The organism is Saccharopolyspora soli, from assembly GCF_022678645.1.
Taxonomy (GTDB): domain Bacteria; phylum Actinomycetota; class Actinomycetes; order Mycobacteriales; family Pseudonocardiaceae; genus Saccharopolyspora; species Saccharopolyspora soli.
On sequence record NZ_JALBWV010000015.1, the window covers coordinates 84,625 to 97,024 of the forward strand.

Genomic DNA, 12,400 nt, shown 5'->3' on the forward strand with positions numbered 1-12,400 from the left:
TCTTCGTTCTCCTGGGTGTGTGAAAGCTTTGGTCAGGCGCCGACGACGGCGAGTTCTGCCTCGATCGCGGCTTCCAGCCGCTCCCGGACCGCGGGCACGGTGATCTTCTGCAGCAGTTCGCCGAAGAACCCGCGCACCACCAAGCGCCGGGCCTGGTCCTGCGGGATGCCGCGGGCCATCAGGTAGAACAGCTGCTCGTCGTCGAAGCGGCCGGTGGCGCTGGCGTGCCCGGCGCCTTCGATCTCGCCGGTCTCGATCTCCAGGTTCGGCACCGAGTCGGCCCGCGCGCCCTCGGTGAGCACCAGGTTGCGGTTGAGCTCGTAGGTGTCGGTGCCCTCGGCCGCGGCGCGGATCAGCACGTCGCCGATCCACACCGAGTGCGCCGAGTCGCCCTGCAGCGCGCCCTTGTAGAGCACGTTGCTGCGGCAGTTCGGCACCGCGTGGTCCACCAGCATCCGGTGTTCCAGGTGCTGCCCGGCGTCGGCGAAGTACAGGCCGAGCAGTTCGGCGTCACCGCCCCTGCCGCCGTAGGTGACGGTCGTGTTGACCCGCACCAGGTCGCCGCCGAGGGTGACGGCGAGGTGCCGGAACACCGCGTCACGGCCCAGGTTGGCGTGCTCGGAGCTGACCTGGGTGGCGTCGTCGGCCCAGTCGTGCACGGACACGACCCGCAGCTGCGCGCCGTCGCCGATGACGAACTCGACGTTGTCGCCCAGCGTGCCGGAGCCGCGGTAGTCGATCACCACGACGGCCTCGGCGAACTGCTCGGCGCGCACCTGCAGGTGCCCGAAGGCGACCTCGCCCTCGCCGGGGCCGTGCACCGTGATGGTGATCGGCTCCGCGGGCTTGGTGTCCTTGGGCACCGTGACCACGGTGGCCTCGGTGAAGGAGCTCCACGCCTGCGCGGCGATCCGGTCGGAGGGGACCCCGCCGTTGCCGATCCGCGCGTCGTCGCGGTCCACGGTCTCCACCGTCGCATCCGCGCCGATGACCTCGACCTTGATGTTGCCGGTGGCAGTGGCGGAGCCATCGTGCAGGCCCTTGAGCCGCCGCATCGGCGTGAAGCGCCAATCCTCCTCGCGGCCGCCGGGCACCTCGAACGCCTCGACGTCGTAGGAGGTGAAACGGGCCCCGCGGGAGGACTGCGGGATACCCGTGCCACCGCCGTGCGAGTGCTCGCCGAGGCCGTGCTGGGCGTCGGTCTTGGTGGTGCTCATCTCAGCCGACGGCCCCTTCCATCTGCAGTTCGATCAGTCGGTTCAGTTCCAGCGCGTATTCCATCGGCAACTCGCGGGCGATCGGCTCGACGAAGCCGCGCACGATCATCGCCATCGCCTCGTCCTCGGTCAGGCCGCGCTGCATCAGGTAGAACAGCTGGTCCTCGCTGACCTTGGACACCGTCGCCTCGTGCCCCATCGACACGTCGTCGACCCGGACGTCCACGTACGGGTAGGTGTCCGAGCGGCTGATGGTGTCCACCAGCAGCGCGTCGCACTTGACGTTGGACGACGAGTGGTGCGCCCGCTTGGCGACCTTGACCAGGCCGCGGTACGAGGTGCGCCCGCCGCCCCGCGCGATCGACTTGGACACGATCGTCGAGGAGGTGTGCGGCGCCAGGTGCTCCATCTTCGCGCCCGCGTCCTGGTGCTGGCCCTCACCGGCGAAGGCCACCGAGAGCACCTCGCCCTTGGCGTGCTCGCCCATCAGGAACACCGACGGGTACTTCATGGTCACCTTGGAGCCGAGGTTGCCGTCCACCCACTCCATGGTGGCGCCCTCTTCGGCCTTGGCCCGCTTGGTGACCAGGTTGTAGACGTTGGTCGACCAGTTCTGGATGGTCGTGTACCGGCAGCGGCCGCCCTTCTTGACGATGATCTCCACGACCGCCGAGTGCAGCGAGTCGCTGGAGTAGATCGGCGCCGTGCAGCCCTCGACGTAGTGCACGTAGGCGCCCTCGTCGACGATGATCAGGGTCCGCTCGAACTGGCCCATGTTCTCGGTGTTGATCCGGAAGTACGCCTGCAGCGGGATGTCCACGTGCACGCCCGGCGGCACGTAGATGAACGAACCACCCGACCACACCGAGGTGTTCAGCGCGGAGAACTTGTTGTCCCCGGCCGGGATGACCGAGCCGAAGTACTCCTTGAAGATCTCCGGGTGCTCCTTGAGGCCGGTGTCGGTGTCCAGGAAGATGACGCCCTGGGCCTCCAGGTCCTCGCGGATCTTGTGGTAGACGACCTCCGACTCGTACTGGGCGGCGACCCCCGCGACCAAGCGCTGCTTCTCCGCCTCCGGGATGCCGAGCTTGTCGTAGGTGTTCTTGATGTCCTCGGGCAGGTCTTCCCAGGTCTGGGCCTGCTGCTCGGTGGAGCGGACGAAGTACTTGATGTTGTCGAAGTCGATCCCGGACAGGTCGGCGCCCCAGTTCGGCATCGGCTTGCGGTCGAACAACCGCAGCGCCTTCAACCGGGCTTCGAGCATCCACTCGGGCTCGTCCTTCTTGCCCGAGATGTCGCGGACGACGTCCTCGTCGAGGCCACGGCGGGCACTGGCGCCCGCGACGTCCGAGTCGGCCCAGCCGTACTCGTAGCCCCCCAACGTCGCGAGGGTCTCTTCCTGGCTGAGCTGGCCAGAGGCGTTGGGCGCCGTGGTGGGATTGCGCTGCTCGGCAGCGGCAGTCATACGGACTCCCCTCCATCAGGAATCGGGGCGGTGTTCTGCTGATCCTTCGGGACTGGAGCAGCAGAGGTTTCGGCGGGCTCCGGGCGATCGCCGCCCGAATCCGCGAACCGCGCGGTTGGTACGTGCGTGGTGCAGGCCGCATCACCGTTCGCGATGGTGGCCAGCCGCTGCACATGGGTACCGAGCACTTCGGCGAACGCCGCCGTCTCGGCCTCGCACAGCTGCGGGAAGTCCGCAGCGACGTGCGCCACCGGGCAGTGGTGTTGGCAGAGCTGTTCGCCACTTCCAACGCTACGCGTCGAGGCAGCGTAACCCTCCCTGGTGAGCGCGTCGGCGAGGACCTCCGCGCGCTCGGCCGGGCTGGCCGCGGCCGCTAGCACCTCCCGGTGGTTGGCCACCAACGCGGCCATCCGCCGGTCGGCGAACTCGCGGACCGCCTGCTCTCCCTCGTGCTCGGCGATGAATCGCAGCGCCGCCACCGCCAGGTCGTCGTAGGCGTGTCCGAACCGCGCCCGGCCCACCTCGGTGAGCAGGTACAGCTTCGCGGGTCGGCCTCGACCACGACGGCCTCGCGGAGAGGATTCCCGGGTGTACGCCTCGCCTTCGGCGACCAGCACGTCGAGGTGCCGACGCACCGCAGTGGGGCTCACCCCGAGTTCACCGGCCACCGCCGCAGCGGTGATCGGCCCCCGTTCCAGCAGCAACCGCGCAACCGTGTGCCGGGTGCGCCCGTCGCCGTGCGCGGCCATGCCGGGCTGGGCCGCAGAGCCCAGCTCGGTGGCCACGTCGGCCGCTGCGCCGACCTCGGCGGCAGCAGGAGGCGTCCCGACTTTTTTCACAACACGAATGTTACCTATTTCGCGTCGAGGCACCAGAGTGCGGGGCAGGCTCGTGATCTGACTCACGCGATTACGCTTCGTCGTCGTGGCGGCAGGCGAAACGGAAGACACAGCGGCAGCCGGTCCGGCGTTGCCCCCCGGTACCCACCTGGACCGCACGGAACGGCGTCAGCTCGACGTCGTCCGCCGGTTCGGCACCACCGGGTCGCTGGTGCTGGCCGTCGGTGCCATCGGCGCCGGTGCCGCCCCGGTGGACAACCCGCTGTCCGGGGCCCGCCTGATCGGCCTGCCCACCCGCATCCCGACCGTGGCGATGGCCTGCTGCTGGCTGGGCATGCTGATGATCGTCATCGCCTGGCTGTGGCTGGGCAAGCTCTGCTGGCCGGGCCGGGAGCGGATGCTGTCGGTCACCCAACTGGCCCGCACGGTCGCCATGTGGGCGTTGCCGCTGGTCCTGGCCCCGCCGCTGTTCAGCACCGACATGTACAGCTACCTGGCGCAGAGCGAGGTGGCCGCGCGCGGCTTCAACCCGTACGTGCTGGGCCCGGCCGCCGCGCTGGGCGTCGACCACCCGTTCACCGCCAACGTGCCCAACATCTGGCGGGACACACCGTCGCCGTACGGGCCGCTGTTCCTGATGTTCGGCCAGGTGATCTCGCGGATCGTCGGCGACAACGTGGTGTTCGGCGTGCTGGTGTGGCGCGCGGTGATGCTGTGCGGACTGGCGATGGCGATCTGGGCGATCCCCCGGCTGGCCCGCCGCTGCGGCGTGCACCCGGCCGCCGCGCTGTGGCTCGGCGCGGCCAACCCGATCGTGCTGTTCCACGTGGTCAGCGGCATGCACAACGAGGCGCTGATGGTCGGCATCATGCTGGCCGCCATCGAACTGGGGCTGCGCTACCAGACCGTGCCGGGCACCATCGCCGCCGGTGTGCTGCTGACCATCGCCGGGGCGATCAAACCGCCGGGCTGGATCGCGCTCGGCTTCTTCGGGATCTACCTGGTGCTGCGCCGCGGCGGCCGGTTCCGCGACCTGGTGCGGATCGCCGCGCTGCTGAGCGCGGTGTTCCTGGCCACCATGACGGTGATCACGGTGGCCAGCGGATGGGGCCTCGGCTGGATCGACACCTTCGACGTGCCCAACCGGGTCAAGACGTTCATGGCCCCGCTGACCGCGTTCGGCATGACCGGCGGCGGCCTGAGCGCACTGCTCGGGCTGGGCAACCAGACCGACGCGATGCTGGTCATCACCAAGATCATCGGTTATCTGATCGTCGCCGTGGTGTGCCTGCGGATGCTGTGGGTGTCCTTCCGAGGCCGCATCGAACCGCTGGCCGCCATGGGCATCACCTTCCTCACCCTCGCGCTGGCGGTGCCGGTGCTGTGGCCCTGGTACCTGCTGTGGTCGGTGGTCCCGCTGGCGCTGTCCACCAACAGCAACCGGTTTCGGACCACCGCGGCGGTGATCTGCGCCGCGGTCGCCCTGCTGGTGCCGCCGACCGGGGCGGGCTTCCCGCTGCGCGCCTACCAGATCCCGCTGGCCGTGATCGCAGCGGTGATCGTCTTCGCGATCACGCTCTGGTTGGTGCGCGGCAAGGTGCCCGGCCTGCTACCGACCCGCAGCAGTGTTCGGCCCGCCACGCAATAGGCTTGGGTGTCGTGAGCAACGCCGATAGTCCGGCCGTCCGATTGCGGGGGCTGAAGAAGCGCTTCGGCGACACCGTCGCCCTCGCCGGGCTCGACCTGTGCTTGCCGCGCGGCAGCGTCCTGGCGCTGCTCGGCCCCAACGGCGCGGGCAAGACCACCACCGTCGAGATCTGCGAGGGCTTCCAGCACCCGGACGGCGGTGAGGTCTGCGTGCTCGGTCTGGATCCGGGCACCCAGGCCGAGGCGTTGCGGCCGCGGATCGGCGTGATGCCGCAGGGCGGCGGGGCCTACCCCGGAGTGCGAGCCGACGAGATGCTGCACCTGGTCGCCTCCTGCGCCGCCAGCCCGTTGGACCCAGCGTGGCTGCTGGACGTGCTCGGGTTGACCTCAGCGCGCCGCACCCCCTACAAACGACTGTCCGGCGGGCAGCAGCAACGGCTTTCGCTCGCCTGCGCCCTGGTCTGCCGACCGGAGCTGGTTTTCCTCGACGAGCCCACCGCGGGTCTGGATCCGCAGGCGCGGCGGCTGGTCTGGGAGCTGGTCGGCGCGCTCCGCCGGGACGGCGTGAGCGTGCTGCTGACGACCCACCTGATGGAGGAGGCCGAAGCGCTCGCCGACCGCGTGGTGATCGTGGATCGCGGCCGCGCGGTCGCCGACGGCACCGCCGAGGAGCTCACCGAACCCGAAGACGGCAGGCAGGAACTGCGGTTCCGCTCCCAACCCGGACTGGACCTGAACCTGCTGCTGGCCGCGCTGCCGGAGGGCTGCCAGGCCACCGAACTGCGGCCCGGCGACTACGTGGTGCGCGGCGTGGTCGACCCGCAGGTGGTGTCGACGGTGACCGCCTGGTGCGCGCAGCACGGGGTGCTCGCCCAGGAACTCCGGGTCAGCCGCCGCAGCCTGGAGGACGTCTTCCTGGAACTGACCGGACGGGAGCTTCGATCGTGAACACCGAGACCAACGCCCCCGCCCAGCTCGGCGCCCAGTTCCCACCGGGCACGTTCGCGCCCGCGCCCGGCCGGGGTCGCGCGGCGCGGATGCTGGCCGCGCAGACCAAGATCGAGGCCCTGCTGATCATCCGGCACGGCGAGCAGGCGTTGTTGACGCTGATCATCCCGCTGGCGCTGCTGATCGGGTTGAGCACGCTGCACATCGGCACCGTGCCGGAACCGCGGGTGGACTCGGTGATGCCGCGCATCCTGGCCTTGGCGGTGATGTCCACGGCGTTCACCGGCCAGGCCATCGCGCTCGGCTTCGACCGCCGCTACGGCGTGCTCAAACGGCTTTCCGCGACCGCGCTGCCGCGCTGGACGCTCATTTCCGGTCGGATCCTGGCGACGCTGCTGGTCGTTGCCCTGCAAGCGGTCGTGCTGGGCATCGCCGCAGCGCTGCTGGGCTGGTCACCGGCGCTTGTCGGGCTGCTGCCCGCGATCCCGCTGCTGGTGCTGGGCACGCTCGCCTTCGGCGCGGCCGGAGTGCTGGTCGGTGGCGCCTTGCGGGCCGAGATCGTGCTCGCGGTGGCCAACGCCATCTGGTTCGTGCTGCTGCTCGCCGGTGGCTTGGCGCTGCCCGCCAGCGACCTGCCCGGCGCGGTCGGACTGCTCGCCGGGTACCTGCCCTCCGGAGCGCTCGCGGAGGCGCTCGACGCGGTCCTGGTGCAAGGCGCGCTACCGGGTTTGCAGCCGATCGCGGTCCTCGCGGCGTGGGGCGCGGTGTGCGGCGCGGTGGCGATCCGGACCACCCGGCTGACCTGATCGGCAGCCGCGGACGATTTGCGGTCGCGGCCACTTCGAACCAACGACAATTCTGAAACGCCGTTCTAGGGTGTGGCGCATGACGATGATCGCGCGCCAGGTGAAGCAATCCCTGGAACTCATCCACGCCATGAGCTACTTCGCACCCGAGACCGCCGACGGCTTCGCCGCACTCGGCCTCGACCGGGGCCGGATGTCGTACTACGCCGGGCGATCCGCTGCGATGGGCCCGGTCGGCGCCGGGGTCGTCGCGGCGACCTTCTACAACTTCAACCCCGAATCCGTCGCCCGCTCGATCCCGAAGGCTTGGTCGATCGCCGCCCCGGAGACCGTGCTCGCCGCCCGGCTGCGGGCTGCTGACGCGGCGCTGCGCCGACTGCTCGGCGAGGGCACCGTCACCTCGGATGTCGTCGCCGAATCCGCCGAACTGGCCCGAGAAGCCGCGCTGGCCTGCACCCCGGAAGGCAAGCCGCTGTACGCCGCGCACGCCGACCTGGAATGGCCGGACGAACCGCACCTGAAGCTCTGGCACGCGATCACGCTGCTGCGCGAGTTCCGCGGTGACGCGCACATCGCCGCGCTGCAGCAGGGCGGGCTGAGCGGCATCCAGGCGCTGGCGCTGCATTCCACCGTCCCAGGCGGTTTCCAGCCGGACGTGGCGAAGAAGCTCCGCGAATGGACCGACGAGCAGTGGGAGCAGGCGTTCCAGGAACTGCGCGAGCGCGGTCTGGTCGACGCCGAAGGCGAGATCACCGATGCCGGTACCGCACTGCGGGAGGAGATCGAAACCGCGACCGACGCGATGTCGATGGCGCCCTGGTCGGCGCTCGGCGACACCAGGACAGAGGTGCTGGTGCGCAACGGCAGCCAGCTCAGCAGGACACTGGCGAAGGCGGGCGCGATGCCGCGCGGACTCCGCCGGTAGCAGTGAACGCCCACGGGCAGCCTCCGCCCTGCGCACTGGCGTTTTCGGCGGCGTCCTACCATCGAGGTCGTGCCCACGGCCTCGATGGTTTCTCGGATTTCCCGCCCGTCACCGCGCGTTGTGCGGGGGCTGGCCCTCGCGGTGCTGGTGACCCAGGCGTTGATCGCGGTGACCGGCGTGATCGTCCGCGTCACCGGCTCCGGGCTGGGCTGCCCGACCTGGCCGCAGTGCTTCCCGGACAGCATGGTGCCGGTGCAGCACCCCGAGGTCGCGACCCTGCACCAGGTGATCGAGTTCGGCAACCGGCTGCTGACCGGCGTGATCGGGTTCATCGCGCTGGCCTGCTTCCTGGCCGCCTGGGGGGTGCGGCCCTACCGGCGCCGACTCGTGGGACTGGCCCTGGTGATGCCGCTGGGGGTGATCGCGCAGGCGGTCATCGGCGGGATGACCGTGCTGGTGAACCTGGCCTGGTGGAGCGTGTCGGTGCACTTCATGGCCTCGGCGGTGCTGATCTGGCTGGCCACCGTCCTGGTCAAGGCGACGACCGAGGGCGACCGCGAGCCGATCGGCGTGGTTCCGCCGAGGATGCGCAAGCTGCTGGCCGCCCTCGTGTTGGTCACCGCGGCGGTGCTGGTCCTCGGCACCCTGGTCACCGCCGCCGGTCCGCACGCGGGCGACCCGGACACCCCACGGCTCGGACTTCCGGTGCCGACCCTGGTCCAGGCGCACGGGCTGCTGGTGATGGCCTACGTGCTGCTGCTCGCGGTGTTCGGGGTGTGGCTGCGTGGCGCGCGGCCGACCAAGGCGCTGCTGAAGGTCTACGGCGCTGCCTGCGTACTGGTGCTGGTGCAGGGCGCGATCGGGTCCATCCAGTACTACCTCGGAGTTCCCGAAGCGATGGTGGTGGCACACGTCCTGTGCGCCACGCTGGTGATCATCGTCACCGCGCTGCTGTGGGGCGAGTCCCGCTACCGCGGCCCGCTGCCGGAACCAATACCCGAAGCCGCGGCCAAACAATCCGTCGCCGCCTGATCCGAACCGGTGCCCCACAAGGGTGACAAGGATGAGGTGAGGGGCACCCTTCACCAAGTTACTTGGTAAAGGGTGCCCTTCACTCCTCACCTGAACGAGGTAGCCGAGTTCCGCTCGCGAGACTTCAGAAGCGCAGGCGGGGTTTGCCTTCTCGTTCCCAGCGGCGCCAGAGTTCCGGCATCTCGCCGGACAGCCACTGGTAGAACTCGTTCACCGTGCGCAGCCGCCGGGCTCGTTCGCTCTGGCCGCTGAACATCCGCAGGCCCTGCGCGGTGAGCTCTTCGAGCCCGGTCACCCGTTGCATCCGCTGGCGCACCAGCTCCGGCCACCGGTCCTCCTCCACCCGGTACAGCGCCGCCTCGCGGCCCTGCCGGGTGGTCTTGGAGATCACCCCGAGCCGCAGCAGCAGCCGCACGTTGGTGCTGATCGACCCGGTGCTGGCGGCCAGCCCGTGGGACAACTCCGCCGCGGTGCGCTCCGGTGGGTCGCAGACCAGCAGGAACGCCAGGATCCGGCCAGCGATCAGCGGCATGCCCTCGCTGGCCTCGAAGTGCGCCGCCATCTGCTCGATCCACTCCGACATGGCGGGCCGATCGGTGCGCTGCAAGTAGTCGGACACGACAACTCCAGGTGATCGACTTTAGCCTTCGCTGAAAAGGTAAACCACAGCGAAGGAATCGGCCAAGCGCCGTTCGCTGGCGTGTCGGCGAAGAACTCGCGTGGATTGGACGTGCGGAGGCTGGTCGTCAGGCAAGCGGCGAGACCCGCTTGCCTTCCGCTCTCGCAACTTGCACCGCCGCGGGTTCTCAGACGTCGTCTCGGGAGGACAGCCTCGACGTGGTGTCGGACATACATGATGTCGGGGATCCCGGAGTCGAGACGGCGTCTGAGGTTCCGCCGCCCGCACCGCCTCGCAAACCAACCCCGCACCCTCTTACAGCTCAGCGCTGGAGGAGCGCGGCGCGTACAGCCGAAGCGAACCGCAACCGGGCACCGCCGTCGGTCTGCCGGAAGCCCAGCGACGGCTCCGCGAGCTCCAACTCCAGCAGCAGCGGTCGACCGTCCGGTCCGCGAACCAGGTCGACCCGCGCGTAGAGCAGCTCCCGGCGATCCACGCCCAGGACGGTCCCGGCCGCATCCATCGCGTCCTCGGCCGCGCGGCGCAGCGCCGGTTCGGGATCGGCTGGCCACAGCTGTTCGTCGACGTAGAGCCCGGAACCGTCCAGCTCGGCCGAGTCCGACAGCATCGCGCCCTTGACGAACGCGTGCGAGTAGGTGCCGCCGACGAAGACCAGCGCGGTCTCCCCCTCCCGATCCACCGTCTCCTGGTACGGCTGCAACACCGCGACGTGCGAGTCGGCGTGCAGGCCGTCGAGGTGTTCCCGTGCGACATCGAGCGAGCCCGGACCGAAGCGCGCAGCACCCACCGAACCGGCGCCGACCGAAGGCTTCAGCACGAACCCGGCGTCCGGCCAGTCCGGCTGCGCGCCGGGCGCGACCAGCTGGGTCGGCACCACGTCCAGCCCGCACGCGGCGAGGTCGACGAGGTAGCGCTTGTCGGTGTTCCAACGCACCACCTCGGCTGGGTTGGCCAGGTTCGGCACCGACTCGCACCACTTCAGGAACTCCGCGCGCCGCGCCGGGTAGTCCCAGGTCGCTCTCAGCACGACCAGATCGGCCCCGGCGAAGTCGGCCGCCGGGTCGTCCCAGGGCGCCCACCCCGCGGACACGCCGAGCTCGCCCAGCGCCGCGGGCAACGAGGTGTCGTCGCCGTCCGATTCGGGCAGTTCAGCGCAACTGGCAAGCAGGACCCGCGGCGTCACCTAGCTCGCTGCCCGGCCATCTTGCGGCGGTGCGCCGCACCGATCTTCAGGGCCGCGACCGTCGCGCCGTCCCACTCGTGCGGCGACAGCCCGTCGACCGCCTCGACCAGGGCCTCACCCGTGGCCACGTCGGGCACCAGCAGGTCGCCGAACCGGCCGTCCTCGCCGATCAGCACGATCCGGGCACCGGCCCGGCCGAGGTTCTCCACCACGGCCCGCGCCGACCCGCCGTGCTCGGCGACGAATGCCTTGGCGGTGGCGATGGCCTTGGGCGAAGGCGCGGTCTGCTCGGGGTCCTTCTCGACTGCCGTCATATCCCGGATCCTAAAACGCCTGTCTTCCAAGCTCGTTTTGCGTGGCGGTGCGGGTGGCGGAACCTCAGAAGCCTTCTCGGTCCGGGATCCCCGACGACGCCTGAGAACCCGCGGCGGTGCAGGTTGCAAGGGTGGGCCAAGCGGCTTCGCCGCTTCAAAAAGCAAGAACAAAGACAGACACTACGAGTTGTCCGGCCTCGTTCCGCAGTGCCTGTCCTCGCTGCGGGTCGCCAGCACGATTCCGGGTGCGCTGGTCCGGCGGGGCACCGCGGGGCGGGCATGATGCACCTGTCGCGGGAAGATCGGGGCGACATGACGAGTTGCACCCAACCACCAAGACACGCGGAGGAGAGAGCATGCGCGCGATTCGGGTAGCGGCCACCGGCGGCCCGGAGGTCCTGGAGCACACCGAAGTCGAAGCGCCCGACCCGCAGCCCGGTCAGCTGCTGGTCCAGGTCGCCGCGGCCGGGGTGAACTTCATCGACACCTACCAGCGCAGCGGGATCTACCCGATGCCGCTGCCGCACACGCCCGGCTCGGAGGGCGCGGGCAAGGTCGTCGCGGTGGGCGCCGACGTGACCGGCTTCAGCGTCGGCGACCGCGTCGGCTGGGCGATGGCGCCGGGCAGCTACGCCGAGCAGGCGCTGGTCCCGGCCGACAAGGCGGTGCGGGTGCCCGACGGCGTGGACGACCCGACCGCGGCCGCCGCGCTGCTGCAAGGTCTGACAGCGCACTACCTGATCACCTCGACGCACCCGGTGCGCACCGGCGAAACCGCCCTGGTGCACGCGGCGGCTGGCGGCATGGGCCTGCTGCTCACCCAGTTGATCAAGTCGCGCGGCGGCAACGTGATCGGCACGGTGTCCACGCCGGAGAAGGAGAAGCTGGCGCGGGAGGCGGGTGCCGACGAGATCATCCGCTACACCGAGGAGGACGTGGCCAAGGAGGTCGAGGACCTCACCGACGGCCGCGGCGTGGACGTCGTCTACGACGGGGTCGGCAAGACGACCTTCGACGCGAGCCTGGCCAGCCTGCGCCCGCGCGGCCTGCTCGCGCTCTTCGGTGCCTCCAGCGGCCCGGTGCCGCCGGTGGACCCGCAGCGGCTGAACGCGGCCGGTTCGGTGTTCCTGACCCGACCCAGCCTGGCGCACCACATCCTGACCCGCGAAGAGCTGGACTGGCGCGCGGCCGAACTGTTCGCGTGGATCACGCAGGGCACCGTCAAGATCCGCATCGGCGCCACCTACCCGCTCGCGGACGCCCGCCGAGCGCACGAGGACCTGGAAGGCCGCCGCACCACCGGAAAACTCCTGCTCCTCCCATGACACCGCCATTCGGGTGATGGGTGCGGGGCACCCGTGACCAAGTAACTGGGTCACGGGTG

At 70.2% G+C, this 12,400-nt stretch carries 12 protein-coding genes; 6 read left to right on the forward strand and 6 right to left on the reverse strand.

Annotated elements, in window-relative coordinates:
* Nucleotides 1-32: 32 nt before the first annotated feature.
* From sufD to MOQ72_RS13875, 3 genes are read right to left on the reverse strand one after another with little or no spacing between them, the layout of a single operon-like run.
* On the reverse strand, nt 33-1,217 hold the full coding sequence (gene sufD / locus MOQ72_RS13865; RefSeq protein WP_242183809.1) for a Fe-S cluster assembly protein SufD: 1,185 nt from the start codon (nt 1,215-1,217) through the stop codon (nt 33-35).
* A gap of 1 nt (nt 1,218) precedes the next feature.
* Nucleotides 1,219-2,682, reverse strand: coding sequence for a Fe-S cluster assembly protein SufB (sufB, locus tag MOQ72_RS13870; protein WP_242183811.1), 1,464 nt, complete (start codon nt 2,680-2,682; stop codon nt 1,219-1,221).
* Complete coding sequence (locus tag MOQ72_RS13875) at nt 2,679-3,521, reverse strand: helix-turn-helix transcriptional regulator (RefSeq protein WP_372495363.1); 843 nt, start codon at nt 3,519-3,521, stop codon at nt 2,679-2,681. The genes sufB and MOQ72_RS13875 overlap by 4 nt, the downstream gene beginning before the upstream one ends.
* Before the next feature lie 85 nt (nt 3,522-3,606).
* Between MOQ72_RS13875 and mptB the strand changes: the two genes are divergently transcribed.
* From mptB to MOQ72_RS13900, 5 genes are all read left to right on the forward strand, one after another.
* A complete protein-coding gene (mptB, locus tag MOQ72_RS13880) occupies nt 3,607-5,169 on the forward strand; it encodes a polyprenol phosphomannose-dependent alpha 1,6 mannosyltransferase MptB (RefSeq protein ID WP_242183813.1) in 1,563 nt (520 codons plus the stop codon).
* A gap of 11 nt (nt 5,170-5,180) precedes the next feature.
* Nucleotides 5,181-6,116: an ABC transporter ATP-binding protein gene (locus tag MOQ72_RS13885; RefSeq protein WP_242183814.1), complete on the forward strand. Its 936-nt coding sequence runs from the start codon at nt 5,181-5,183 to the stop codon at nt 6,114-6,116.
* A gap of 89 nt (nt 6,117-6,205) precedes the next feature.
* Nucleotides 6,206-6,922 carry an ABC transporter permease gene (locus MOQ72_RS13890; protein ID WP_242183901.1) on the forward strand — a complete coding sequence of 239 codons (717 nt, stop codon included), beginning with the start codon at nt 6,206-6,208 and terminating at the stop codon, nt 6,920-6,922.
* Between the two features lie 79 nt (nt 6,923-7,001).
* A complete protein-coding gene (locus MOQ72_RS13895; RefSeq protein WP_242183815.1) occupies nt 7,002-7,847 on the forward strand; it encodes an SCO6745 family protein in 846 nt (281 codons plus the stop codon).
* A gap of 69 nt (nt 7,848-7,916) precedes the next feature.
* Nucleotides 7,917-8,879: a COX15/CtaA family protein gene (locus MOQ72_RS13900; RefSeq protein WP_242183816.1), complete on the forward strand. Its 963-nt coding sequence runs from the start codon at nt 7,917-7,919 to the stop codon at nt 8,877-8,879.
* Between the two features lie 124 nt (nt 8,880-9,003).
* Here the strand turns inward: MOQ72_RS13900 and MOQ72_RS13905 are convergent, their stop codons facing one another.
* The 3 genes from MOQ72_RS13905 to MOQ72_RS13915 form a co-directional block, all read right to left on the reverse strand.
* Nucleotides 9,004-9,498 carry a GbsR/MarR family transcriptional regulator gene (locus MOQ72_RS13905; protein ID WP_242183817.1) on the reverse strand — a complete coding sequence of 165 codons (495 nt, stop codon included), beginning with the start codon at nt 9,496-9,498 and terminating at the stop codon, nt 9,004-9,006.
* A gap of 322 nt (nt 9,499-9,820) precedes the next feature.
* A complete protein-coding gene (locus tag MOQ72_RS13910; protein WP_242183818.1) occupies nt 9,821-10,702 on the reverse strand; it encodes an ATP-grasp domain-containing protein in 882 nt (293 codons plus the stop codon).
* Complete coding sequence (locus tag MOQ72_RS13915) at nt 10,699-11,016, reverse strand: hypothetical protein (RefSeq protein ID WP_242183819.1); 318 nt, start codon at nt 11,014-11,016, stop codon at nt 10,699-10,701. The genes MOQ72_RS13910 and MOQ72_RS13915 overlap by 4 nt, the downstream gene beginning before the upstream one ends.
* A gap of 356 nt (nt 11,017-11,372) precedes the next feature.
* On the opposite strand from MOQ72_RS13915, the gene MOQ72_RS13920 reads away from it, so the two are divergent.
* Nucleotides 11,373-12,341, forward strand: coding sequence for a quinone oxidoreductase family protein (locus MOQ72_RS13920; RefSeq protein WP_242183820.1), 969 nt, complete (start codon nt 11,373-11,375; stop codon nt 12,339-12,341).
* The last annotated feature ends 59 nt before the right edge of the window (nt 12,342-12,400 follow it).

Coding starts and splice junctions, on each gene's coding strand:
- MOQ72_RS13920 (WP_242183820.1), top strand. CDS start 11,373: ATGCGCGCGATTCGGGTAGCGGCCACCGGCGGCCCGGAGGTCCTGGAG.
- sufD (WP_242183809.1), bottom strand. CDS start 1,217: ATGAGCACCACCAAGACCGACGCCCAGCACGGCCTCGGCGAGCACTCG.
- MOQ72_RS13890 (WP_242183901.1), top strand. CDS start 6,206: ATGCTGGCCGCGCAGACCAAGATCGAGGCCCTGCTGATCATCCGGCAC.
- sufB (WP_242183811.1), bottom strand. CDS start 2,682: ATGACTGCCGCTGCCGAGCAGCGCAATCCCACCACGGCGCCCAACGCC.
- MOQ72_RS13915 (WP_242183819.1), bottom strand. CDS start 11,016: ATGACGGCAGTCGAGAAGGACCCCGAGCAGACCGCGCCTTCGCCCAAG.
- MOQ72_RS13895 (WP_242183815.1), top strand. CDS start 7,002: ATGACGATGATCGCGCGCCAGGTGAAGCAATCCCTGGAACTCATCCAC.